Here is a 24,234-nt window from a genome sequence, read left to right as displayed (position 1 = left end):
CGGAGGTCCTGAACAGGAGCCCTGAACGGGAGCCTGAGGCCCTTCGCGGCGCCGTCACCCGTCCCGGCGCCCGTGGTGGTCCACCAGACGGGCGAGCAGCCCGGCGAGCTGGTCGCGTTCGGGCCGGCTGAGAGGGGCCAGCACCACGTCTTCGAGCTCGGTGATCAGCTCGTCGAGCCGGGCGAAGCGGGCGCGTCCCCGCTCGGTCACCGTGATGACGTTGCGGCGCCGGTCGCCGGGGTCCGGCGCACGCTCCACCAGGCCCCGATCGGTCAGTTCGTTGATGACGGCGACCAGGTCGCTGCGGTAGATGCCGGTGCGGCGGCTCAGTTCGGCCTGGCTGGCCGGGCCGGACTCCTCCAGCGTCGCGAGCACGGCGTAGTGCCACTTGCGGGCGTCGTCGGCGGCGAGCCCTTCGTTGACAAGCCGGTCCGAGTGCGTCGCCGCCAGCGACAGAAGGCGGGTCGGCAGGCTCCGCAACCGGGCCGGGCCGGTCCTCCCGTCCATGGGCGGGGCCGCGGGGGAGGCCGGGTCGGGCTCGCTGCTGTTCATGCGGCCATCCTACCGATTGCGTTAGTCCGACTAACGGTCTAATCTGTTCGTAACACTAACGTTAGTCTGACGAACGAAAGCTGAGGACCTCCATGCCTTCGATCAAGGTGCTCGATTCGGAGATGTACTTCGAGGAGACCGGCAGTGGTGCTCCCATCGTCTTCCTGCACGGCAACCCCTCCTCGTCCCACCTGTGGCGCGAGGTCCTGCCCCGGATCCGCGCCGGCGCCCGCCTGCTCGCCCCCGACCTCATCGGCATGGGCCGCTCGGGCAAGCCCGCTGTGCCGTACCGGTTCGCGGACCACGCCCGTTACCTCGACGCGTGGTTCGAGCGGCTGGGGCTGGAGGACGTGATCCTCGTCGGGCACGACTGGGGTGGGTCGCTCGCCTTCGACTGGGCGGCCCGCCACCCTGGCCGCGTCCGCGGCGTCGCCTTCTTCGAGACGATCGTGCGGCCGATGTCGTGGAGCGAGCTCGGGGAGGCGCCCCGCGCCCGCGCGGAGACCATCCGCGGCCCCGGGGGCGAGTCGCTGGTGCTCGACCGGAACTTCTTGGTGGAGACCGCCTTCACCGGAGGAGTGCTGACGCCCCTCGGCGCGGAGGAGATGCGGCCCTACCTGGAGCCCTATTCCACGCGGGAGAGCCGCCGCCCGCTGCTGGAGTGGGCGCGCTCGATGCCGCTCGACGGCGAGCCGGCCGACGTCGCCGAGCGCGTCGAGAAGTACGGAGGGTGGCTCGCGAGCAGCCACGACGTCCCCAAGCTGCTGCTCACCTTCGACTCCTCCCCGACCCTGCTCATCGGGCCGGAGACGGCCGCCTGGTGTGCGGAGAACATCGCGGGGCTGGAGGTCGAGCACTGCGGCCCGGCCGGCCATCACGCGCCGGAGGACCGGCCCGAGGCCATCGCCGCGGCGATCGGCGCATGGGCCGAGCGGCATGGCCTGACCGTCTGAGCGACCGCCGTCCGTGCGGTGGCGGCCCGTTCCCCTGTCCGTGCCCACCGTCCCGCTGTCCGTGCCCGCCGTCCCGGGCGTGCGGTGGCTCGCCCGGTGATCGCGATCGAGGTCGCGGGAGGCTACGGTCGGACGCATGCGGACCGCCTACACCTCCGACCAGATCCGGACCGCCGAGACGGCGCTCATGGCGGGGCTCCCCGAGGGGACCCTCATGAGCCGGGCCGCCGCCGGGCTCGCCATGGTCTGCGCCAACCTGCTCCAGGGCGTGCGCGGCCGGGTGTACGGCTCCCACGTGGCGCTGCTGGCCGGCGGCGGGGACAACGGCGGCGACACCCTGTACGCCGGGGCCCGCCTGGCGAGCAGGGGAGCCCGGGTGGAGGCCGTGCTGGCCGGTTCGCGCGCCCACGAGGGCGGCCTGGCCGCGCTGCTCGCGGCCGGCGGCCGGGCGGGTCGCTTCGACGCCGCACGGGCCGGTGACCTGCTCGCGCGGGCCGACGTCGTGCTCGACGGCCTCGTCGGCATCGGAGGCGGCGGGGCGCTGCGGGAGCCGTACGGCACGCTCGCCGAGCTGACCGCCGGGGCCGCCGGTCTCGTCGTGGCGGTCGACGTGCCGAGCGGGGTGGACGCGAGTAGCGGACGGGTCGAGGGACCGGCGGTCCGCGCGCACCTGACGGTGACGTTCGGGGCCTACAAGGCCGGTCTGCTCGTCGATCCGGGAGCCTCCCACGCGGGATCGGTCGAGCTGGTGGACATCGGCCTCGGGCCGCACCTGCCGGACCCCGAGGTGGCCGCGCCGACCGGCGACGACGTGGCCGGTCTGCTGCCCCGGCCGGGCGCGGAGAGCGACAAGTACCGCCGGGGGGTCGTCGGGATCGCCGCGGGCAGCGACACGTACACGGGAGCCGCCGTGCTCTCGGCCGGCGGCGCGGTGCGCGCCGGCGCGGGCATGGTCCGCTTCGCGAGCACGGCCGAGCCGGTGCGGCTGGTCAGGGCCCGCTGGCCCGAGGCGGTCACGACCGTGCTCGACCCGTCGGCGCCGGAGGGCCTGCTGGACGAGGTGGGCAGGGTGCAGGCGTGGGTGCTCGGGCCCGGGCTCGGCACCGGCCCGGAGGCGCACGCCGTGGCCCGCGCCGTGCTCGCGGCCGACGTGCCGGTGCTGGTGGACGCCGACGGGCTGACGCTGGTCGCCAAGGACCGGACGCTGCTGCGCAGGACCGCCCCCACGGTGCTCACGCCGCACGCCGGCGAGCTGTCGCGGCTGCTCGGCGTGCCGAGGGAGCGCATCGAGGCCGGGCGGCTCGACCACGTGCGGCGGGCCGCCGCGGAGCTGGGGGCGACGGTGCTGCTGAAGGGCTCGACCACCCTCGTCGCGGAGGAGCACCGGCCGGTGCGGGTCAACACCACCGGGACGCCCTGGCTCGCCACGGGCGGCACCGGCGACGTCCTGTCCGGGATCACGGGCGCCCTGCTCGCCGCCGGCCTGTCCGGATATGACGCGGCCTCGTGCGCCGCGTACGTCCACGGCCTGGCCGCGCGGATCGCCGCCAGGGGCGGCGCCGCGGCCGGATACGGCGGAGGCGACGGGAGGCGCGGGGAGGCTCCGATCGCCGCCCTCGACGTCGCCGAGGCGATCCCTGAGGCCCTGCGCATGCTCTGACGTGCGGTGTCCATCGGCGCATCCACCCGGGTCCACCTGACACACTGGGAAAATGAGCTTCTCGACGGCGGGTGCGGCCACCCCGGCTGAGGCACGGGTCGATCTGTCCGCGATCAGGCACAACGTGCGGCTGCTGGCCGAGCGTGCGGGCGGCGCCGAGATGATGGCCGTGGTCAAGGCCGACGCGTACGGGCACGGCCTGGTGCCGGTCGCGGAGGCGTGCCTGGAGGCGGGCGCGGCCCGGCTCGGCACCGCCTTCGTACGCGAGGCGCTGGCGCTGCGCGAGGCGGGGATCACGGCGCCGGTCATGTCGTGGCTCATCACACCGGGCGAGCCGCTGGACGCGGCGCTGCTCGCGGACGTCGACCTGTCCGCCGGCGCCCCCTGGGTCGTGGACGAGATCGTCGCGGCCGCCCGCCGGACGGGGCGCACCGCCCGGGTGCACCTGAAGATCGACACCGGCATCTCCCGGGGTGGCGCCACCGTCGCCGACTGGCCGTGGCTGGTCGAGCACGCCCTCGCCGCGCGGGCGAGCGGCGCCGTCGAGATCGCGGGCGTCTGGTCGCACCTCGCGTGCGCCGACATCCCCGGCCATCCCTCCGTCGACGCCCAGCTCGCCACGTTCGACGAGGCGCTCGCCGTCGCGGACAAGGCCGGGGTGCCGGGCGACGCCGTCCGGCACATCGCCAACTCCGCCGCGGCCGTCACGCTGCCGCAGGCGAGGTACGACATGGTCCGCCCCGGCATCGCGATCTACGGGCTGAGCCCGATCCCCGAGCTCGGCGACTTCGGGCTCCGGCCCGCGATGACCCTCACGGCCAGGCTCGCGAGCGTGAAGCGGGTCGCCCCCGGGACGGGCGTGTCGTACGGGCACCTGTACGTCACCGACCGGTGGACCACGCTTGGCCTCGTTCCTCTCGGGTATGCGGACGGCATTCTGCGGAACGGGACCAACCGGGCGGAGGTGCTGGCGGCGGGCCGGCGACGGCGGATCGCCGGCCGGGTGTGCATGGACCAGTTCGTCATCGACCTCGGCGACGACGCGGCGGAATCGGGAGACGAAGTGATCCTTTTCGGTCCCGGGGACGATGGCGAGCCGACTTGTCAGGAGTGGGCGGATTCCCTGGGCACGATTACTCATGAGATCGTGACGAGGATCGGATCCCGCGTGCCTCGCGTCCACACGGACGGACGCTGAGCAACGCGGCTGCGAGGAGGGCAGGCATGAGAACACGTCGCAAGGTCGGGATCGCCGGCGCGGTCTTCGGCGCGGCGTCGGCGGGGGTGGCGGCGGCCACGCTCGCCAAGAGGTACGCCGTGGGCCGCATCCGCCTGCGGCCCGACCTGGAGGCGGGCGAGCCCTTCGGCGAGCTGCGCGGACGGCCGGTGACGCTCACCACCTCCGACGGCCTCCAGATCCACGCCGAGGTCGACGGCGTGGAGGACGCGCCGCTGACCGTGGTGCTGTGCCACGGCTACTGCCTGTCCTCCGACTCCTGGCACTACCAGCGGCGCGTCCTGCGCGACTCCTACCGCCTGGTGGTGTGGGACCAGCGCTGCCACGGGCTGTCGGCGCGCGCGCCCGCGAGCGACTGCACGATCGAGCGGCTCGGTGAGGACCTCGCGCTGGTGCTCGACGAGCTCGTCCCCGGGCCCTGCGTGGTGGTCGGCCACTCGATGGGCGGAATGACGATCATGGCTCTGGCGCAGCGGCGGCCCGAGCTGTTCGGGGACAAGATCCGCGGTGTGTCCCTGATCGCGACCTCGGCCGGCAAGCTCGCCGAGATCACCCTGGGCCTGCCCGCCCTGGTCTCCAAGGTGGTCAACCTCGCGGTGCCGCCCGCCGTCTCGGTCATGCGCCGGAGCGGCGCGCTCGTCGACCGAGGCCGGCAGGCAGGCACCGACCTGTCGTTCCTCGCGCTGCGCCACCTCGCGTTCGGCGATTCCAAGAGCGTCAGCCCGACCGTCGTGGACTTCGTCGAGTCGATGATCCGGGCCACTCCCTCCGAGGTGATCGCCGACTTCTACCCGGCGCTCATGTCGCACGACAAGCTGACCGCGCTCGACGTGCTGAACAAGGTGCCGACCGCCATAATCGTCGGTGAGGGCGACTGGCTGACGCCGCTCGACCACAGCAGGGCGATCGCGGCCGCGGTGCCGACCGCCCAGCTCACCACGGTGCCGGAGACCTCGCATCTCGTGCAGCTCGAACGGCCCGACGCCGTGAACGAGGCGCTGCGCGAGCTGCTGAAGCGAGCCGAGAGGGAGAACACGTGACGACGGGTGAGTCCCGGGCCGCCGCGTCCGGGGTTGACGAGCTCCGGACCGCTGAGTTCGGCACCGCCGAGTTCCGGGCTGTGACCGCCGAGGAGACGCGGACGCTGGGCGCGCGGCTGTCCGCGCTGCTCGGGCCGGGAGACCTGGTCGTGCTGAGCGGGCCGCTCGGCGCGGGGAAGACCACCTTGGTGCAGGGCCTCGCGGAGGGCCTCAAGGTGCGCGGGCCGATCACCTCGCCCACCTTCGTGATCGCCAGGGTCCACCCGTCCCTGTCGGGCGGGCCGGCGCTGGTGCACGTGGACGCCTACCGGCTCGGCGGCTTCCCCGAGGTGGACGACCTCGATCTCGACGCCTCGCTGGAGGAGTCGGTCACCGTGGTCGAGTGGGGCGAGGGCCTGGTCGAGGGGTTGTCGGAGGACCGCCTGGAGGTCCACATCGAGCGCGGCGCCGAGGGCGAGGAGCGGCTCGTACGGCTGTCCGGCGTGGGCCCGCGGTGGTCCGCCGTCTCCCTCGCCTGAGCCGCCTCCGCCGAGCGCGGCCGTTCTCGCCACAAACGACCGCAACCCAGACTCTGACGTGCGACAAGGACGCCCGGGGACAAGCCGGGCGTCGTCCGTGCGCGATTCAGACCGGTCCGCCACGCAGTCCTTGACGCCCGTCCGCGATCCTGTGGATCATCGGGGCGACGGAAGATCCTCGGTCATGAATCGGTCAGGATTTTCTGGGTAAGGGACCTGGGTGGAAGAGGTGTGCCGTTGAGCAGGGTCACGCAGGTCGCCGTCGCGGGAGCCCTCATGGTCGGGGCGATGGGCTGCACCGCGCAGGCCTCGGTGCAGGCCGAACCGACCATGACGCTGACCCCGGCCCTGCCGACGCCGCTCGTCTCGATCGCGCGGCAGGACGTCCGGGTGACGATCGAGCCGAAGCGGATCACCGGAGGCGCGACCAGGAGCGTCCGCGTCACCGCCCGCTGCCCCCTGTCGGAGGGCGGTCCGGAATACCGCGCGACCGCGCGTTCCGACGCGTTCACGGGGCTCGTCACGCTGGTGCCGCCGCCGGCGAAGTCCGGCACCCTGGCCTCGGCCACCGCCATGCCGCTGGTGACCGGCAGCGCCACCGTACGGTCCGGCGCGAAGCCGGGCGGCTACCGCGTGCAGGTCCGCTGCGAGGCCACCAACGACGTCGGCGAGGCGTCGTTCCGGATCGTGGCGCCGCAGGAGGAGCCCGACCGCACCGAGGACCACACGAGGATTCCCACCAGGGCCCCGCACGCGGGCGGCGGCGGCACGGCCGCCGGAGGCCCCGAGGACGCGTCCGGTCCGCCGGTGGGCGTCACCGTCGTCGTGCTGCTGGCCGCGCTCGGCGTCGGCGTCGGGGTGGCCCGCAGGCGCTCCGGAGCCTGACGTTGGCGCTGTCCACCCGGGGGGTGATCGTCGCCGGGGTGGTCACCGGGCTCGTCTTCGCCGTGATCACCGGGGGCGGGGACACGGGCGACCAGGCGGAGGTCAGGACCTCCGTCGTCCCCAAGCGGATCGACATCCCGGCGCTGCGCCTCAAGGCGCCGCTGATGAAGCTCGGCCTCTCCGACGAGGGCGACGTGGAGCTGCCGCCGTTCGACAAGCCGGCCACGGCGGGCTGGTACACCGGCAGCGCCGTGCCGGGCGACCCCGGCGCCTCCGTGATCATCGGCCATGTGGACACCAAGACCGCTCCCGCCGTCTTCTACCGCCTGCGCGACCTGCGTGAGGGCGCGGTCGTCAAGGTGGTGCGCAGCGACGGCAAGACCGCCTCCTACCGCGTGGACTCCGTGGAGCGCGTGCCCAAGAACGACTTCCCGGCCGAGCGCGTCTACACCGAGGACGGACTGCGCCTGATCACCTGCGGCGGCGACTTCGACTGGAAACAGCACGAGTACCGCGACAACGTCATCGTCTACGCCTCCCTGGTCCGCTCCGCCTGACGGGTGTCCGGGCGCCTGCGCAGAGCGACTACGCTTGACCTTCGTGCTTGTCTTGGCCTTCGACACCGCCACTCCCGCCGTCACCGCCGCGCTGCACGACGGCGAGCGTGTGGTGGCAGAGTCGACGACGATCGACGCGCGCCGGCACGGGGAGCTTCTCGCGCCCGCCGTCGAGCAGGTCCTGAGTGAGTCAGGGGCGACGCTCAGGGACGTCACCGCCATCGTCGCGGGGACCGGACCCGGGCCGTACACCGGCCTGCGGGTCGGCCTGATGACGGCGACGGCGCTGGCGCTGACCGCGGGCGTCCCGGCGTTCGGGGTGTGCACGCTCGACGCCCTCGCGTACGCCGTGGAGGAGAGCGGGCCCTTCCTGGTCGCGACCGACGCGCGCCGCAAGGAGGTCTTCTGGGCCCGGTACGGCGACTCGCGCACGCGGCTCGACGGGCCGCGCGTGGACCGGCCACACGACCTGCCCGGAGAACTGCCGGTGATCGGCGCGGGCGGTGCCATGTACGCGGACGTCATCGGCGCCGACCGGACACGCGGCCCGCTGCACCCGTCGGCCGGCGCGCTCGCGGCCCTGGCGGCCGGGCGCCTCGCCACGCTGAGCGAGGAGGAGGCGGCCGAGATCGCCCGCGTGCCCGAGGGGCGCGTCGACTCCGTCGAGAAGGCGCGGGAGCTCTCCGTGCTCGGCCCGCCGCGGCCCATCTACCTGCGGCGTCCCGACGCGCAGGTGCCCGGCGCGCCGAAGCGGGTGACGGCGTGACCCGCGCCGGGAGAACGCCGTGAGGCAGGCGGAGGCCGTCCTGCGTCAGATGACCGCCGAGGACCTGCCCGCCGTCATGGAGATCGAGCGGACCACGTTCCCGGCGGACGCCTGGAGCGAGGCCATGATGCGGGGCGAGCTGCGCGACCAGCCGCGCACCCGGCACTACCTCGTCGCCGAGGTGGACGGGCGGGTCGTGGGGTACGCCGGGCTCGCGGTGGCGGCCGATCAGGCGGACGTGCAGACGATCGCCGTCCTCGCCGCGCACCGCCGCGCCGGCGTCGGCGCCGCGCTGATGGACGGGCTGCTCGCCGAGGCGGCCCGGCGCGGCGCGACCTCGGTGTTCCTTGAGGTGCGGGCGGACAACCCCCCGGCACAGGCGATGTACGAGCGGTTCGGCTTCCGCCGCCTCGGCCTGCGAAGGCGCTACTACGAGGACGGTACGGACGCCATCACGATGACGAAGGACCTTGCGACCAGCGAGTGATCCGGCGAGGCGCGCCGGTGTCCGGACTGCGGAGCGGGCGGGGAACTATAAAGGGAGCGGTCATTATGGGGCGCGACGAGCCGATCGTGCTGGGGATCGAGACGTCCTGCGACGAGACGGGCGTGGGCATCGTCCGCGGCCACACGCTGCTGGCCAACACCATCGCCTCCAGCATGGACGAACACGCCCGGTTCGGCGGGGTGGTGCCCGAGGTGGCCTCGCGGGCGCACCTGGAGGCGATGACGCCGACGGTCGAGAGCGCGCTGGCCGCCGCCGGGCTGCGGTTCTCCGACATCGACGCGGTCGCCGTGACGGCGGGCCCGGGTCTCGCGGGGGCGCTGCTGGTCGGCGTGGCCGCCGCCAAGGCGTACGCGCTGGGCCTCGGCGTCCCGCTCTACGGGGTGAACCACCTCGCCGCGCACGTCGCCGTCGACCAGCTCGAACACGGACCGCTGCCCAAGCCCGCGATCGCGCTGCTGGTGTCGGGCGGGCACTCCTCGCTGCTCCTCGTGCCGGACGTCGCGCAGGACGTGATCTCGCTCGGCTCGACCGTGGACGACGCGGCGGGCGAGGCGTTCGACAAGGTGGCCCGGGTGCTGGGGCTGCCGTTCCCCGGCGGGCCGTACATCGACCGGGCGGCCCGCGAGGGCTCGGGCTCGGCGATGGCCTTCCCGCGCGGCAAGTACGACGACGGCACGCTCGACTTCTCCTTCTCCGGCCTGAAGACGGCCGTCGCCCGGTGGGTCGAGGCCCGTGAAGCGTCGGGCGAGCCGGTGCCGGTGGCCGACGTCGCCGCGTCGTTCCAGGAGGCGGTCGTGGACGTGCTCACCCGCAAGGCGCTGCAGGCGTGTGCCCGCTACGACGTGAAGGACCTGCTGATCGGGGGTGGCGTGGCGGCCAACTCGCGGCTGCGGGCGCTGGCCCAGGAGCGCTGCGACGCGGCGGGGGTGCGCCTGCGGGTGCCGCGGCCGGGCCTGTGCACGGACAACGGCGCGATGGTGGCGGCGCTCGGCGCCGACCTGGTCGCGGCCGGAGCCTCGCCCTCGACGCTGCGGATCCCGGCCGACTCGTCCCTCCCGATCACCGTCGTCCACGTCTGAGAGACGACGGGGTCAGTCGGTGCGGTCGCGGGTGTGACCGTGGGCGGGGCCGTGGGCCGAGCCGTGAGCAGAGCTGTGAGCGGGGCGTAGCAGGACCTCCGCGAGCGCCAGCATGGTCTCCTCCAGCGCGGCCAGCCGGCGGGCCACGTCGCCGTGTGCGGGCTCCATGGCGCGGGTGACCGCGTCCGAGACGGTCTCGGCGATCTGCTCGCGGTCGGGCCTGCTCCGCACCGCCTCCGCGAGCGGCGCCACCGCCCCCGCCGTGAGGGTGAGGTCGGCGTTCATGCCCGCCAGGGTCGTGCTCATCTCGTCCACGCTCGCCGCGACGTCCCCCACTCCGGCGCTCAGCCCGGCCACGTTGGCGGTCACGCCGTCCAGCCGCTCGATCACCACGGCCTCCAGCCGTTCGGTCCGCTCGGTGAGCGAGGTGAGGGCCTTGTCGAGCCGGGTGAAGCGCCCGGCGGCCGCCTCCATGCCGCCCTGGAACTTGCCGAGCCGGTGCGCGAACTCCGTCATCCGGTCGGCCAGCCCCTGCGTCCGGCCGCCGGCCTCCTCCACGTGGCCGCGCAGCAGTTCCACGTGCCGGGCGAGACCTTCGGCCCAGGCCGGCGGCCGGGCCGCCAGGTCGTCGAGCCGCTGCGTGATCGCCTCCAGCGCCGCGCCGAGGCCGCCGAGCTCACGCTCGCGCACCTCGCGGAGCAGCCATTCCATGCCCTCAAGCCGCTGGCGGATGTCGTCGAGCGCGGCGCCCTGCGTCCGCTGCTCGTAGACGTGGTCCTGGGCCGCCCGGGCGAGCAGTTCGCGCATCCGGTCGGAGATGGCGGTCTGGCTGCCCGCCTGGAGGAGGTTGTGGCTGGAATGCTCCACCGAGAATGCTCCTTCAGCTCGCCGAAACGTGGGTTCGGCCCGGTCTCGCGCAGACGAACGAGCAGGCGGCACTGCCCGACGGCCAACTTTAGGCCCTGACCCGCAGCCATCAGGCGTGGACTGAGAAAGGCGATGATTGCCGGTGAATTGCCGGGAGTTCAGCCCTTCTGGCTGGTCACAGGCTGACAAAGCAGCGCGAAGGGCCGGTCCTCGATCCGGGTGAGCACTATCACCACGGACTCGTTCCCGGACAGTCGCAGGTCCTTCCGCAGGCGTTCGACGTCGACCGCGGATCCACGTTTCTTGATCGTCGCCGTGCCGACTCCGCGCTCGCGCAGCGCGGCGCGCAGCCGTTTGAGCGAGAACGGCATCACGTCGGTGACCTCGTAACACGCCGCCCACGGCGTGGGCACGAGCCGATCGCCGGTGATGTAGGCGATGCGCGGATCGACGAGGTGGCCCGACACGAGGGCCGCCACCTCGGCGACCAGGTGCGCCCGTACGGCGGCGCCGTCGGGCTCGTAGAGATACCGGCTCACCGGCCCGGTCTCCGCCTCCGCGCCCGAGGCCGTGAGCGTGGCGCCGGAGGGCAGCAGGGTGGCGCGGCGGCCGCCCGTGCCCATCCCGGTCCAGATGGCCGCCTCCTTCACCTCGCCCCGGTACGACACCCATTCGGCCTCGGCGCCCTCCGGGATGAACTCGTACGGAATGCCGGGGGCCGTCTTCAGGCAGGCGGCCCGAGCCCGGGCGACCAGGTCGAGCACCACCGGCCACGCGGGGGAGTAGGCCATCGGGTCGAACGTCCGTCCTCTCGCCCCCCTCCTGGCCGGGTCGGCGAACAGCAGGTCGTACCCCGCCGGGCCGGCCGCCGCGGCGTCCGCCGTACGCACGGTCACCAGGGAGGACAGGCCGAGCGCCGCCACGTTGGCACGGGCGATCTCCACGGTCAGCGGGTCGAGGTCCAGCGCGTCCACCGAGTATCCCGCGCGGGCCAGCGCGAGCAGGTCGCCGCCGATGCCGCAGCAGACGTCGAGCACGCCCGGCCCCACTCCGGCGGCGCCGATCCCGGCGGCGCTGATCCTGGCGGCGCGGTGGGCGGCGACCTCGGGCCGCGTGGCCTGCTCGAGTCCGTGCGGGGTGAAGTACATGACGGCGGCGTCGGCGCCGAACTTCGCCTCGGCACGCCGCCGCAGCGACGCCTGGGTGAGCGCCGCGGCGGTGAGCTCGGGGGAGTGGGATCGGCGCAGCGCGCTCGCGGCCGCCACCGGGTCCGCGCCGTCGGCGAGGATTCTCGCGGCGTCGTCCAGGGCCCCGCGTCCGGCGGGGGCGAGCAGCATGCGGAAGGCTTCCAGGTCCACGCTCGCGACGCTATCGCCCGCGGCCGGTGCTCTCAGCAGGTGCGTACGTCGCCGAGGGAGGCGAGCAGCTTGCAGAGCAGGCCGGACAGCTGCTCCCGGTCCTCCGGGGTGAGACCGGCGAGCAGCCGGTCCTCGTTGGCCACGTGGCCCTCCAGCAACTCGTCGACCATCGCGTGGCCCCGGTCCGTGAGGGTGATCAGGACCATGCGGCGGTTCGACGGCGAGACCTCCCGGTGCACCAGCCCCTTGGCGGTGAGGCGGTCCACCCGGTTGGTGAGGGCCGCCGAGCTCACCATCGCGGCGGCGGCGAGGTCGCCCATGCAGAGCCGGTGCTCGAAGTTGGCGCGGAAAAGGGTGGCGAGCACGTCGAACTCCCACGGCTCCAGGTCGTACCGGGCGAAGTGCTCCTTGACGCCCTTCTCCAACAGGCGGGACGCCCGGGAGATCCGCCCGGCGACGCCCATCGCCGAACAGTCCACGTCCGGACGCACCCGGGCCCAGCCGCTGAGGATCTGGTCGACGGCGTCGTTCACGGCGTCGTCTACTGTGCCGTTCCCGGTGCCGTTCCCGGTGGTGCCGTTCATGAGGTTGTCGTCCATGATGCGCGCGGCCGAAGGTCCACCCGCCGCTCCTCCTCGTCTCATCGTAACGCTTACTTCGACGTTGAAATGTCGACCCCTCCTAAGCTAGCCTCCGAATCGAAAAGTCAGACATCGAAATTTTAGAGGTGAAACGATGAAGGTTCTGCTTCTCGGCGCGACGGGGTACATCGGGTCGGCGCTCGCGGAGCGGCTCTCCGAGCACGGGCACGACGTGGTGGCGCTGGTCCGGCCGAAGCCGCGCGAGGCCGCCCTGCCCGGCGAGGTGCGCCACGGCGACCTCCATGAGCCCGAGACGCTCGCGAAGGCGGTGACCTCCGACATCGACGTCGTCGTCCACGCCGCGAACCCCGTCGGGGACGAGGCGGTGGACGTCGCCGCGATCGAGGCGCTGGCCGGCGGCGGCGCGCGACTGGTCTACATCAGCGGCGTGTGGGTGCTCGGCGCCACCACCGAGGCGGCGGACGAGAACGCCCCGGTCGACCCGATCGCCCTGTCCGGCTACCGGCCGCGGGTGGAGAGGCTCGTGCTTGACGGGGGCGGAGTCGTCGTCCGGCCCGGCGTCGTCTACGGCCGGGGCGCGGGAATCCCCGCCCTGCTCGCCGCCCCCGGCGGGGAGGACGGCAGGTACGTCCACGCGGGCGGCCCGGCGCCGACCTGGTCGACCGTACACGTGGACGACCTGGCGGACCTGATCGTGCTCGCGATCGAGAAGGCCGCGCCGGGCAGCCTCTTCCACGCGGTCGCCGAGGAGGCGGTGAGCGTCGCCGACGCCGCCGCGGCCGCCGGCCGCAGCGGGAAGGCCGTGCCGTGGCCGATCGACGAGGCGAGCGAGGTGCTCGGCCGCCCGTTCGCCGAGGGCCTCGCCCTGAGCCAGGTGGTGAGCGGCGACCTCGCGAGGAAGGACCTCGGCTGGAGCCCCAGCAGGCCCGGCCTCGTCGACGAGGTCCGCTCCGGTTCGTACGCCACCCGCGCCTGACCGGCCCGCGGGCCGGAGTCGCCGCCGTGGGGCGCCGGGGGTCGCGGTGGTGACGCGCAGGCGGCGGAGGGCTGAACGGGAGCTCTCGGACGCGTTGCCGGGAGGTGGGTCTGACCTGCGGGGCGGGTTCGTGTTGACTGTCACGCGCCACTTGCATACTGTTTCGTGTTGGCACTCTGCCATTGAGAGTGCCAACAGCGACGAGACAGGTCTGACACCCGCGACGGCAGGCCGCTGGTCGCCTCTTCAGCTCATTCATCGCAATCTGAAGGGGAGGTCCGATCGTGACGACCGCCACCAAGGTTCCCGTTAAGCCGCTCGGCGACCGCATCGTGGTCCAGCCGCTTGAGGCCGAGCAGACCACCGCCTCCGGCCTGGTCATCCCGGACACCGCCAAGGAGAAGCCGCAGGAGGGCCGCGTGCTCGCCGTGGGCCCGGGCAACTGGGACGAGGACGGCGAGAAGCGCATTCCGCTCGACGTCAAGGAGGGCGACGTCGTCCTCTACAGCAAGTACGGCGGCACCGAGGTCAAGTACGGCGGCGAGGAGTACCTGGTGCTCTCGGCTCGCGACGTGCTCGCCATCATCGAGAAGTAGTAGGCCGCGCAAGCCATGAGGAGCCCCGGGTCCACGTACCCGGGGCTCCGACGTGCTCACAAGGAGACCTGAATGCCGAAGATCCTGGAGTTCGAAGAGGACGCGCGGCGCGCTCTCGAGCGTGGTGTGAACGCTCTCGCCGACGCCGTCAAGGTGACCCTCGGCCCGCGCGGCCGCAACGTCGTCATCGACAAGAAGTTCGGTGCCCCGACGATCACGAACGACGGTGTCACCATCGCTCGCGAGGTCGAGCTGGAGAAGCCGTACGAGAACCTGGGCGCCCAGCTCGCCAAGGAGGTGGCGACCAAGACCAACGACATCGCGGGTGACGGCACCACCACCGCGACCGTCCTGGCCCAGGCAATGGTCCGCGAGGGCCTGCGCAACGTGGCGGCCGGCGCGCAGCCGCTGTCGCTCAAGCGCGGCATCGACAAGGCCGCGCAGGCCGTCAGCGAGCGGCTGCTCGGCAGCGCCCGCCACGTCGAGGACAAGAAGGAGATCGCCAATGTCGCTACGATCTCCGCGCAGGACGCGAAGATCGGCGGCCTGATCGCCGAGGCCTTCGACAAGGTGGGCAAGGACGGTGTCATCACCGTCGAGGAGTCCAACGCGATGGGCCTGGAGCTGGAGTTCACCGAGGGCCTCCAGTTCGACAAGGGCTACCTGTCGCACTACATGGTCACCGACCCCGAGCGCATGGAGTCGGTGCTCGAGGAGCCGTACGTCCTGATCCACCAGGGCAAGATCTCCTCCATCGCGGACTTCCTCCCGCTGCTGGAGAAGGTCGCCCAGACCAAGCGGCAGCTTCTGGTCATCGCCGAGGACGTCGAGGGCGAGGCCCTGGCCGTCCTGGTGACCAACAAGATCCGCGGCACCTTCACCTCCGTCGCCGTCAAGGCTCCGGGCTTCGGCGACCGCCGCAAGGCAATGCTGCAGGACATCGCCACCCTCACGGGCGGCCAGGTCGTCAGCGAGGAGATCGGCCTGAAGCTGGAGCACGTGGGCCTGGAGGTCCTCGGCACGGCCCGCCGCGTCGTGGTCAACAAGGACACCACCACGGTCGTCGACGGTGCCGGTGACGCCCAGGCGATCGAGGACCGCATCCGCGAGATCAAGATCGCGATCGAGCAGTCCGACTCCGACTGGGACCGCGAGAAGCTCCAGGAGCGCCTCGCCAAGCTCGCCGGCGGTGTCTGCGTGCTGCGTGTCGGCGCCGCGACCGAGGTGGAGCTGAAGGAGAAGAAGCACCGCCTTGAGGACGCGATCTCCGCGACCCGCGCCGCGATCGAGGAGGGCATCGTCTCCGGTGGCGGCTCCGCGCTCGTGCACGTGTCCAAGGAGCTCGACAACCTCGGCCTGACCGGCGACGAGGCCACCGGCGTCTCGATCGTCCGCAAGGCCCTGGTCGAGCCGGCGCGCTGGATCGCCGAGAACGCGGGCCTGGAGGGGTACGTCGTCACGACGAAGATCGCCGCGCTGAACGCCGGCGAGGGTCTGAACGCCGCCACCGGCGAGTACGGCGACCTGGTGGCCCAGGGCGTCATCGACCCCGTCAAGGTGACCCGCTCGGCCGTGCAGAACGCCGCGTCCATCGCCGGCATGCTGCTGACCACCGAGGCCCTCGTCGTGGACAAGCCCGAGGAGGAGGCCCCGGCCGCCGCCGGCGGGCACGGTCACGGCCACGGTCACGGCCACTGATCGACGGCCTGATCGACGGTCCCTGATCGAAGGCGATCGATCGGGAGCCGCTCGGCAGAGTCGACCGATCGAATCGGCAACCGCGCCCCGCGCCGCCCTCACGGGTGGACCGCGGGGCGCGCGCTTTCTCCGGGAGTTTCCCCGAAACCGCCTATCTGCCGAATCTGGGTCAATACGATCGTCGGCGTGCGATTCGGACGCAGGACTCTTGCCGCCGCGCTGGTGCCGGGTGCCGGTCTCTCCGTTCGCGGGGCGACATTGGCCGGGGTGACGCTGGCCGGGCTGACACTGGCCGGGCTGACGGCTCCGCCCGCCGTCGCGGAATCCGTACCGGCGCAGGCGGCGAGTCTCGGGGGAACGCAGGCGGGGAGCCTCGGAGGAAAGGTGCCCGTGCCGCCCGAGGCGCGGCCCGCGGACGTCTCGCGCCCCACCACCGTCGTCGGCCGGGGCACGCCCGCGAGCTGCACCTCCCAGGCCTTCGTCAGGGCCGTCGCCCGCGGCGGCGTCATCACCTTCTCCTGCGGCCCCCGCCCGGTGACCATCAGGCTCACCGCCACGGCGAAGGTCCGCAACACCAGCGCCCGCGTCGTCGTCGACGGCGGCGGGAAGGTGACGCTCAGCGGCACGGGCAGACGGCGCATCCTCTACATGAACACCTGTGACCGGGCCCAGGTGTGGACGACCTCGCACTGCGACGACCAGCGGACACCCGCGCTGACCCTGCAGAACCTGACGTTCGCCGACGGCGACTCCACCGGCGAGAGGACCGACGGCGGCGGTGGCGGCGCGGTCTTCGCCCGCGGCGGCAGGCTCACGGTGGTCAACTCGCGGTTCGTCCGCAACCGCTGCGACCGCACCGGCCCCGACCTCGGCGGCGCGGCGATCCGCGTGCTGGACCAGTGGCACGACCTGCCGGTGTACGTCGCGGGCAGCACCTTCGAGAACGGCGTGTGCTCGAACGGGGGAGCGCTGAGCGGCATCGGCGTGTCCTGGCAGATCCTCAACAGCGTCTTCATCGGGAACCGGGCGGTCGGACGCGGCGCCAACCCGGCCAAGGCCGGAACCCCCGGCGGCGGCAACGGCGGGGCCGTGTACGCGGACGGCAACAGGTACACCATCCGGATCGCCGGCTCGCTGATGACCGGCAACCACGCCAACGAGGGCGGCGGGGCGGTGTTCTTCGTCAGCAACGACCGCAGCGGCACGCTGCGCATCGAGCACTCCACGCTGCGCCGCAACGTCAGCGGGCAGTTCGAGACGCGCGGCTTCCCCGGCGTCTTCTACCTCGGCGCCGGCCGCGCGCCCAGGGTGGTCTCCTCCACCCTCCGATGAGGGCCGGCGCCCGAGCGGGGGGCGCGGTCTATACCGGGGGCGTACGCGCCGGCTCCCCGGCGGGGGCGCGCCCGGCCGGTGCGGTCCATACCGGTGACGTACGCGCCGGAGGCGCCGCGCGGCAATAGGCAGACGCCGCATACTTCTTATTACCTGTCAAGGCATCCGGTATATATCTCTCGTTTTGGTCATTCTGGTTGGAATGTTCCAACGGTCTCGTGATCGATTGATTACAAAGGGTTATCACCGCGTCAATGTGACCAATCCGTAGCCGTTAACCATGACGACATGAACGATCGCGGCGGGCATCATGCCTAACGTGACCGAGGGATGCGTCGCCGACGCCGCAACTGGGGTAAGGCTTGCGACGAGATCGGATGAGTCCGACCTCAGGGAACTGACCAGCCTTGCCGTACAAGGAGATCGCACCGCGATCGAATCACTGCTGGGACAACTGCGCCCGATGGTGGTCCGGTACTGCAGGGCCCGGCTGGGGAGGGTCTCCGGTCAGTACCACATCGCCGACGACGTGGCTCAGGAGGTGTGCATCGCGGTGCTGTCGGCGCTGCCGCGCTACCGCGACATGGGCCGCCCCTTCGCCTCGTTCGTGTTCGGCATCGCTTCGCACAAGGTGGCGGACGCGTTGCGCAGTTCGGTGCGCTCCGCGGTGCCGACGCAGGACCTGCCGGACGGGCCCGACGAGGGCCCGGGGCCGGAGGAGACCGTGGTGCGCTACATCGAGGCGCAGCACGCCCGGGACCTGCTGGCCCGGCTGCCGGACACCCAGCGCGAGCTTCTCATCCTGCGGGTCGTCTCGGGCCTTTCCGCCGAGGAGACGGGTAATGTACTCGGCATGACCCCTGGTGCCGTCCGGGTCGCGCAGCATCGTGCGCTCGCCAGGCTCCGGCAGCTGGCCGAGCTGGAGTCGATTGCGTGACCATGAAACGTCGTCGTACGGCGGGCCTTCCCGGGTCGTACGGCGATGCCGACATGGAGGGCGACGTAACGCGGACGGACGCCCTCCTCGACGCCCTCGCCCGCCGGGAGGCCCTGAGCGGGACCGACGCGGCCCTCCGGCTGCTCGGCGCCCTGGTCGCCGACGTGGACAGTCAGCGGCTCTCCTCCGTGTCGATCACGCCGTCCACGTAGCCCCGGGCGTACTCCCAGCTCACGTAGTCGGACGGATCGGGCTGGAAGGCGGGCTCGTGGACCTGCGGCCGGCCGTTGTCGATCATCTGGCGCAGGTTGCCGCGCAGTAGGTCCCAGTCGAAGTAGTGCTGCTCGCCGCACTCGGGGCAGTCGAGGACCAGCCCGAGCACGCCCTGGGGTTCGAGCAGGGAACGGAAGACCTCCACGTCGGCGAGATCGGTCAGTGCCTCGTCGCGCTCGGCGAGCGTCAGCGGTTCCACGTCGTCAGCCGACCCGAGCTCCGCCGCGGGGTCGTCAGGGTCATCCGCGAACGGGTCGCGGGGGACGTCTTCCAGCACGCATCCCACCTTATGACCACGGCCCCCTCCAGGAGCGAAAGTGCGCCTCATCTGCTCGTCAGGCCCTTCGCTCCGGCAGCGTGCCTCGCGGCGGGGTCCGCGGCCGGGTCACAGCCAGCCGCGGCGGGCCGCCTCGACCCCGGCGTGGAAGCGGGACTGGGCGCCCAGCTCCGCCATCGCCTCGGCGAATCTGGCCCGTACCGTGCGTACTGACACGCCGAGACAGCGGGCGACGGCGTCGTCGGACAGCCCCTGCGCGGCGAGTCGCAGCACCTGCCGGGCGCCGTTGTGCGGGGAGATCGGGGCGGCCCGGGCCCACAGCTCCCCGAACAGCGCCCGCAGGGCTCCCGCCGCAGCCGGGGCGCGGACGACGCAGCAGTTGTAGGCGTTGTCGGGCAGGGGAACGCCCCACTGGGCGGGCAGCCAGGCGGTGCCGTCGCCGAGCGCGAGGAACCAGCTCGGCACCTCGTCGAGCGCGCGCAGATTCGCCCCCGCCGCCGTGAACCGTTCATACATCTCCCGTACGGCGGGAGACGACAGAGCGGCGTGCGGGACGATCGCACGCAGCCGCACGACGCCGTCCGCGGCGGCCCGGATCCACTGCGCGCTGTGGGCGTCGGCGAAGCGCACCACGGTGCGGTGGTCCGGGACCGCCATGACCAGATCGGCTGGAGGCGCCTGCAGCGCGTGGCCGATGACGCTCTCGTAGAGCGCGTCGGCGCCGCTGACCGGCTCGACCGGCAACCCCCCGCCCCGCCAGTCGCGCCCGGTGTCGTAGTGGCGGGTCAGGCGCCCGGCCGCCGCGATCATCTCGTCGAGCCGCCGGCTCTCCCGCGCCATGCGGTCCAGCCGCTCGGTGAGCAGCCGCCCGATCACGGCGGCGGGATGCCGCGCGACGACCTCCTCCCGCCACCGGTCGACCGCGCCGAGCCGTACGAGGGCGTCGAGGGCGTCGAGCACGTCGGCGGCGGGCCGGTCGACGGCCTCGGCGAGCTCGGCCGGGGTGGCCCGGTGGAGGCGGAGCGCGGCCGCGTAGAGGGCCGCCTGGCCGGGGGAGAGCCCGAGGCTTTCGAATGGGCCGGTCCGCGGGGTGGCGTTTCCCGTCGTACTCATGCTCGCTCCGTCGGTGGTCGCACTGGCCGGAAGCGCGAACCCCCCGCTCACATCCCCGTCACGCCTCGGGCCGTGAGAATAGCCCGGCCTTTTCGTGTTGTCCGTTCCGTTCGCACATTCGGCATCACCGCGCCCGATTGTTTATGTATGAATGCGATGGTTTGTATTTGTTCCGGGTGGATCTTCAAAATAGCGGGGAATGCATCTTTGTGCAGTTGCAACTTGCGACATTGCGCATGGACGCTGCGTGACGCATCCTTAACGCAGCGTTAACCGGAACGCCGCCTCGGCCGGGCGCGGAGGGGGGCTCGACGAGTGCGGCGGGCGGGACGCGCCCTGAGTGGGGGGACCGGAATCCGGTCCCCCCACTTTTTGTGCCGTCCCCCTTGACAGGTGTGCCCGGTGCGGTTTGGGGCGGCCACTAGACTGACCTCGGGTCTGGCGAGGGATCCAGGGCAGGAGGGTGCAGTCAGATGGCCAAGTTCACCGAACCGGGACTCACGTTCGACGACGTGCTCCTCGTTCCCGCCTATTCGGACCTGCAGCCGGGCGAGGCCGACACGACGACCCGGCTGTCCCGGAACGTCACGCTGCGCATCCCGCTGGTCTCGGCCGCGATGGACACGGTCACCGAGGCGCGCATGGCGGTCGCCATGGCGCGGCAGGGCGGGATCGGCATACTGCACCGCAACCTCTCCATCGAGGAGCAGGCGCAGCAGGTCGACCTGGTCAAGCGGTCGGAGGCGGGAATGGTGACCAACCCCGTCACCTGCTCCCCCGAGGACACCCTCGCCGACGTCGAACGGCTGTGCGCGACCTACCGGATCTCCGGCGTCCCGGTCACCGACGCGGACGGCGTGCTCGTGGGCATCGTCACCAACCGCGACATGCGCTTCGAGAGCGACCAGGGCAAGGCCGTGCGCGACGTCATGACCCCGATGCCGCTGGTGACGGCTCCGGTGGGCGTCGACCGCGAGGAGGCCTTCCGGCTGCTGCGGCAGAACAAGGTCGAGAAGCTTCCCCTCGTGGACGAGGCGGGCCGCCTCCAGGGCCTGATCACGGTCAAGGACTTCACCAAGAGCGAGCAGTACCCGCTCGCCACGAAGGACGCCGACGGGCGCCTCATGGTCGGCGCCGCGGTGGGCGTGGCGGGCGACGCCGAGGAGCGCGCGATGGCCCTCATCGAGGCGGGCGCCGACGTCATCATCGTCGACACGGCGCACGGGCACTCGCGCGGCGTGTGCGACATGATCGCCAAGGTCAAGGCCAACAACGGGCGGGTCGACGTCATCGGCGGCAACGTGGCCACCCGCGCGGGGGCGCAGGCGCTGGTCGACGCGGGCGCCGATGCTGTCAAGGTGGGCGTGGGGCCCGGCTCGATCTGCACCACCCGGGTCGTCGCGGGTGTGGGCGCGCCCCAGCTCACCGCGATCTACGAGGCGGCGCTGGCCTGCGGCCCGGCCGGCATCCCGGTGATCGGCGACGGAGGCCTGCAGTACTCGGGCGACATCGCCAAGGCGCTGGCCGCCGGGGCCGACACGGTCATGCTGGGCTCGCTGCTCGCCGGCTGTGAGGAGTCGCCCGGCGAGCTGATCTTCATCAACGGCAAGCAGTTCAAGTCGTACCGCGGCATGGGCTCGCTCGGCGCGGTGCGCAACCGCGAGCGCGGCGGCGCGTCGTTCAGCAAGGACCGGTACGCGCAGGCCGACGTGTCCGGCGAGGACAAGTACATCCCCGAGGGCATCGAAGGCCAGGTGCCCTACCGCGGCCCGGCCGCGGCGGTGGCCCACCAGCTCGTCGGCGGCCTCCGGCAGGGCATGTGGTACACCGGCTCCCGGACGATTGAGGAGCTGCACGAGAAGGCGCAGCTCATGCCGATCACGATGGCCGGGCTCAAGGAGAGCCACCCGCATGACATCCAGATGACGGTCGAGGCCCCGAACTACCATCGGCGATAGGCCAGTACCGGAAGAAACGGAAGAAAAGGCGATATGACTCAGGAGATCGGGCGCGGCAAGAGCGGGCGGCGGGCCTACGCGCTGGACGAGATCGGCATCGTGCCCTCCCGGCGCACCCGCGACCCGGAGGAGGTGTCGATCTCCTGGCAGATCGACGCCTACCGCTTCGACTCTCCGCTCGTGGCGAGCCCGATGGACAGCGTCGTGTCGCCCGCGACGGCGATCGAGATCGGCCGCCTGGGCGGCCTCGGGGTGCTCGACCTGGAAGGGCTCTGGACCCGCTACGAGGACCCGGCGCCGCTGCTGGAGGAGGTCGCCACCCTCGACCGGGCCGCCGCGACCAGGCGGCTGCAGGAGATCTACACGGCGCCCATCAAGGACGAGCTGATCGGCCGCCGGATCGAGGAGATCCGCGCCGGGGGCGTCACCACCGCCGTACGGCTGTCGCCCCAGCGGACGGTGCAGCACCACAAGGCCGTCATCGACGCGGGCGTGGACATCTTCGTCATCCGCGGCACGACCGTCTCCGCCGAGCACGTGTCCGGCCGGGCCGAGCCGCTCAACCTCAAGCAGTTCATCTACGAACTCGACGTCCCGGTGATCGTGGGCGGCTGCGCGACGTACACCGCCGCGCTGCACCTCATGCGGACCGGCGCGGCCGGCGTGCTGGTCGGCTTCGGCGGCGGCGCCTCACACACCACCCGCAACGTGCTCGGCGTGGTCGTGCCGATGGCCACCGCGATCTCCGACGTCGCGGCGGCCCGCCGCGACTACATGGACGAGTCGGGCGGCCGGTACGTCCACCTCATCGCCGACGGCGGCATGGGCGGCTCCGGGGACATCGCCAAGGCCATCGCCTGCGGCGCCGACGCCGTGATGGTGGGCTCCCCGCTCGCCCGGGCCAGCGAGGCCCCCGGCCGCGGCTTCCACTGGGGTTCGGAGGCCCACCACCCCGAGCTTCCGCGCGGCAAGCGCGTCGAGTTCGGCACGATCGGCACGCTGCGGGAGATCCTGCACGGCCCGTCGTCGCTGGCCGACGGCTCGATGAACCTGCTCGGCGCGCTGCGGCGCACGATGGCCACGGCCGGATACTCCGACCTCAAGGAGTTCCAGCGCGTCGAGGTCGTCGTCGCGCCGCCCCAGCGCTGAGCCGTCGCCAGGGAGGCCGGGCCGCAGTGCGGCCCGGCCCTCGGCTTCTCCGAACTCAATAAGGGCCTGCGCGGGGTGGGCTCGGTCAGGGGCGGCGGACCCAGACGCCCCGCTTCATCACACCCGCGACGCCCAGGTCCTCGTCGAGCACGACGAGGTCGGCGTATCTGCCGACGGTGATCGAGCCGGTCTCGCCGTCCAGGCCGAGGACCCGCGCGGGGGTGAGGGAGGCCATCCGGGCGGCGTCCACGAGTGAGCGCCCGACCTCCCGCACCGTACGGCGGAACGCCACGTCCATGGTGAGCGTGCTCCCGGCGATCGCGCCTCCCTCGGCGAGGCGGGCCACGCCGTCCTTCACGTCCACCGTCATCGGGCCGAGCGGATAGCGTCCGTCGCCCATGCCCGCCGCCGCCATCGCGTCGGTGATCAGCGCGGTGCGGTCCGCGCCCGCTGCGTCCATGGCCAGGCGCAGCATGGCCGGATGGACGTGGACGCCGTCGTTGATCAGTTCGACCGTCACCCGCTCGTCCTGCAGCAGCGCCGCGACCGGCCCGGGCGCGCGGTGGCCCAGCGGCGGCAACGCGTTGTAGAGGTGGGTCGCCACGGTCGCGCCCGCCTCGACGCCGTCGAGCGTCTGCTCGTAGGTGGCGTCGCTGTGGCCGAGCGCGGCGACGACGCCCTCGGCGACGGCCTCCCTCACTACGTCGAGCGCGCTCGGCAGTTCCGGCGCGATCGTCAGCATCCGGACATGGCCCCGCCCGGCCTTCACCAGCGCCCGGAACTCCGCCACGTCGGGCTCGCGCAGCAGCGTCGGCTCGTGCGCGCCGCAGCGCGACCTCGCGATGTACGGCCCCTCGAAGTGGATGCCGGCGACGAGGCCCTGCTCGCACAGGTCGGCGAGCACCGACGCGGCCCGCGCGAGCGTGCCGGGCGCGGCGGTGACCAGGCTGGCCACGAGGGTGGTCGAGCCGCGGCTCAGATGGAGGGCGGCGGCCTCGGCGGCGGTCTCCGGGTCGCCGTCCGGGAAGCTCCCGCCCGCGCCGCCGTGGCTGTGGATGTCCACGAAGCCGGGGACGACCGTGCGCCCGCCCAGGCCGTACCCGTCGCGAGGCGCCTGCCCGCGCCCGATGTGGGTGATCCTGCCGTCCTCGATGGTGAGCCAGCCGTCGTGGACGCCGTCGGGAGTGACGACACGGGCATCGGAGAGAGTCACGCTCATGCCGCCCATCCTTCCGCGTACGGCCCGCGCCCGCCGCGCGGGGTGTCACCGCATGGGCTGGGGTCCCCGGCGCCTCGGTAGATCCTTCAGAAGGGTGGGACATAGGGGGATTCCGGGGTAACTA

25 protein-coding genes are annotated in these 24,234 nt (G+C 72.6%); 18 read left to right on the top strand and 7 right to left on the bottom strand.

Translation table 11 applies throughout. The features are described from left to right. Window positions 1–54: 54 nt before the first annotated feature. Entirely contained in the window at window positions 55–552 is a 498-nt protein-coding gene (locus HHX33_RS08210; protein ID WP_182874072.1) for a MarR family winged helix-turn-helix transcriptional regulator, read from the bottom strand. A 92-nt stretch (window positions 553–644) separates the two neighbouring features. Here HHX33_RS08210 and HHX33_RS08205 point away from each other — a divergent pair, with 92 nt between their 5' ends. The 10 genes from HHX33_RS08205 to tsaD all read left to right on the top strand — a co-directional run bounded on the left by HHX33_RS08205 (window position 645) and on the right by tsaD (window position 9,755). Beyond that, entirely contained in the window at window positions 645–1,505 is an 861-nt protein-coding gene (locus HHX33_RS08205) for a haloalkane dehalogenase (protein WP_182874071.1), read from the top strand. 136 nt (window positions 1,506–1,641) lie between these two features. Continuing rightward, on the top strand, window positions 1,642–3,165 hold the full coding sequence (locus HHX33_RS08200) for an NAD(P)H-hydrate dehydratase (protein WP_182874070.1): 1,524 nt from the start codon (window positions 1,642–1,644) through the stop codon (window positions 3,163–3,165). 52 nt (window positions 3,166–3,217) lie between these two features. Beyond that, a complete protein-coding gene (gene alr / locus HHX33_RS08195; protein ID WP_182874069.1) occupies window positions 3,218–4,363 on the top strand; it encodes an alanine racemase in 1,146 nt (381 codons plus the stop codon). Between the two features lie 26 nt (window positions 4,364–4,389). After that, window positions 4,390–5,442, top strand: a complete 1,053-nt coding sequence (locus HHX33_RS08190) for an alpha/beta fold hydrolase (RefSeq protein ID WP_182874068.1) — start codon at window positions 4,390–4,392, stop codon at window positions 5,440–5,442. Between the two features lie 80 nt (window positions 5,443–5,522). Beyond that, a complete protein-coding gene (gene tsaE / locus HHX33_RS08185; RefSeq protein WP_111699976.1) occupies window positions 5,523–5,960 on the top strand; it encodes a tRNA (adenosine(37)-N6)-threonylcarbamoyltransferase complex ATPase subunit type 1 TsaE in 438 nt (145 codons plus the stop codon). A 237-nt stretch (window positions 5,961–6,197) separates the two neighbouring features. Then, a complete protein-coding gene (locus HHX33_RS08180; protein ID WP_182874067.1) occupies window positions 6,198–6,845 on the top strand; it encodes a hypothetical protein in 648 nt (215 codons plus the stop codon). Between the two features lie 2 nt (window positions 6,846–6,847). Then, a complete protein-coding gene (locus HHX33_RS08175) occupies window positions 6,848–7,402 on the top strand; it encodes a class F sortase (RefSeq protein ID WP_111699868.1) in 555 nt (184 codons plus the stop codon). 43 nt (window positions 7,403–7,445) lie between these two features. After that, complete coding sequence (tsaB, locus tag HHX33_RS08170; protein ID WP_182874066.1) at window positions 7,446–8,168, top strand: tRNA (adenosine(37)-N6)-threonylcarbamoyltransferase complex dimerization subunit type 1 TsaB; 723 nt, start codon at window positions 7,446–7,448, stop codon at window positions 8,166–8,168. Window positions 8,169–8,187: 19 nt separating this feature from the next. Next, entirely contained in the window at window positions 8,188–8,655 is a 468-nt protein-coding gene (gene rimI / locus HHX33_RS08165; RefSeq protein WP_396699482.1) for a ribosomal protein S18-alanine N-acetyltransferase, read from the top strand. Window positions 8,656–8,720: 65 nt separating this feature from the next. Next, window positions 8,721–9,755: a tRNA (adenosine(37)-N6)-threonylcarbamoyltransferase complex transferase subunit TsaD gene (tsaD, locus tag HHX33_RS08160; RefSeq protein ID WP_182874065.1), complete on the top strand. Its 1,035-nt coding sequence runs from the start codon at window positions 8,721–8,723 to the stop codon at window positions 9,753–9,755. Window positions 9,756–9,767: 12 nt separating this feature from the next. Here tsaD and HHX33_RS08155 read toward each other — a convergent pair whose 3' ends face one another. From HHX33_RS08155 to HHX33_RS08145, 3 genes are all read right to left on the bottom strand, one after another. Next, window positions 9,768–10,622, bottom strand: a complete 855-nt coding sequence (locus tag HHX33_RS08155) for a hypothetical protein (protein ID WP_182874064.1) — start codon at window positions 10,620–10,622, stop codon at window positions 9,768–9,770. Between the two features lie 158 nt (window positions 10,623–10,780). Continuing rightward, a complete protein-coding gene (locus HHX33_RS08150) occupies window positions 10,781–11,980 on the bottom strand; it encodes a class I SAM-dependent methyltransferase (RefSeq protein ID WP_310741269.1) in 1,200 nt (399 codons plus the stop codon). Window positions 11,981–12,012: 32 nt separating this feature from the next. Continuing rightward, window positions 12,013–12,579 (bottom strand): MarR family winged helix-turn-helix transcriptional regulator, encoded by a 567-nt coding sequence (locus HHX33_RS08145; RefSeq protein ID WP_259402269.1) that lies wholly within the window; start codon window positions 12,577–12,579, stop codon window positions 12,013–12,015. Between the two features lie 136 nt (window positions 12,580–12,715). Between HHX33_RS08145 and HHX33_RS08140 the strand changes: the two genes are divergently transcribed. The 6 genes from HHX33_RS08140 (at window position 12,716) to HHX33_RS08115 (ending at window position 18,333) form a co-directional block, all read left to right on the top strand. Next, entirely contained in the window at window positions 12,716–13,558 is an 843-nt protein-coding gene (locus HHX33_RS08140) for an NAD-dependent epimerase/dehydratase family protein (RefSeq protein WP_182874063.1), read from the top strand. Between the two features lie 281 nt (window positions 13,559–13,839). Beyond that, entirely contained in the window at window positions 13,840–14,154 is a 315-nt protein-coding gene (groES, locus tag HHX33_RS08135; protein ID WP_111699864.1) for a co-chaperone GroES, read from the top strand. Between the two features lie 72 nt (window positions 14,155–14,226). Next, entirely contained in the window at window positions 14,227–15,852 is a 1,626-nt protein-coding gene (gene groL, locus HHX33_RS08130) for a chaperonin GroEL (protein WP_182874062.1), read from the top strand. A 186-nt stretch (window positions 15,853–16,038) separates the two neighbouring features. After that, window positions 16,039–17,184, top strand: a complete 1,146-nt coding sequence (locus HHX33_RS08125; protein ID WP_220501614.1) for a hypothetical protein — start codon at window positions 16,039–16,041, stop codon at window positions 17,182–17,184. A gap of 310 nt (window positions 17,185–17,494) precedes the next feature. Further along, on the top strand, window positions 17,495–18,121 hold the full coding sequence (locus tag HHX33_RS08120; protein WP_111699861.1) for a sigma-70 family RNA polymerase sigma factor: 627 nt from the start codon (window positions 17,495–17,497) through the stop codon (window positions 18,119–18,121). Then, the gene (locus HHX33_RS08115) at window positions 18,118–18,333 is read left to right on the top strand and encodes a hypothetical protein (RefSeq protein ID WP_117408103.1); all 216 of its coding nucleotides are present in this window, start codon (window positions 18,118–18,120) and stop codon (window positions 18,331–18,333) included. The genes HHX33_RS08120 and HHX33_RS08115 overlap by 4 nt, the downstream gene beginning before the upstream one ends. Here the strand turns inward: HHX33_RS08115 and HHX33_RS08110 are convergent. Together HHX33_RS08110 and HHX33_RS08105 are read right to left on the bottom strand one after the other, a co-directional pair. Continuing rightward, on the bottom strand, window positions 18,294–18,671 hold the full coding sequence (locus HHX33_RS08110; RefSeq protein WP_111699860.1) for a DUF5319 family protein: 378 nt from the start codon (window positions 18,669–18,671) through the stop codon (window positions 18,294–18,296). The genes HHX33_RS08115 and HHX33_RS08110 overlap by 40 nt on opposite strands. Before the next feature lie 108 nt (window positions 18,672–18,779). Further along, window positions 18,780–19,784: a helix-turn-helix transcriptional regulator gene (locus HHX33_RS08105; RefSeq protein ID WP_182874061.1), complete on the bottom strand. Its 1,005-nt coding sequence runs from the start codon at window positions 19,782–19,784 to the stop codon at window positions 18,780–18,782. Window positions 19,785–20,257: 473 nt separating this feature from the next. Between HHX33_RS08105 and guaB the strand changes: the two genes are divergently transcribed. Further along, complete coding sequence (gene guaB, locus HHX33_RS08100; RefSeq protein ID WP_182874060.1) at window positions 20,258–21,742, top strand: IMP dehydrogenase; 1,485 nt, start codon at window positions 20,258–20,260, stop codon at window positions 21,740–21,742. A 33-nt stretch (window positions 21,743–21,775) separates the two neighbouring features. Further along, complete coding sequence (locus HHX33_RS08095; protein ID WP_182874059.1) at window positions 21,776–22,891, top strand: GuaB3 family IMP dehydrogenase-related protein; 1,116 nt, start codon at window positions 21,776–21,778, stop codon at window positions 22,889–22,891. 85 nt (window positions 22,892–22,976) lie between these two features. Here the strand turns inward: HHX33_RS08095 and nagA are convergent, their stop codons facing one another. After that, a complete protein-coding gene (gene nagA / locus HHX33_RS08090) occupies window positions 22,977–24,119 on the bottom strand; it encodes an N-acetylglucosamine-6-phosphate deacetylase (protein ID WP_396784401.1) in 1,143 nt (380 codons plus the stop codon). Window positions 24,120–24,234 lie beyond the last annotated feature (115 nt).

It is taken from the genome of Microbispora sp. H10670 (assembly GCF_014161385.1).
In the GTDB taxonomy this organism is placed as follows: domain Bacteria; phylum Actinomycetota; class Actinomycetes; order Streptosporangiales; family Streptosporangiaceae; genus Microbispora; species Microbispora triticiradicis.
This window is presented reverse-complemented; position numbering and strand designations above follow the sequence as displayed.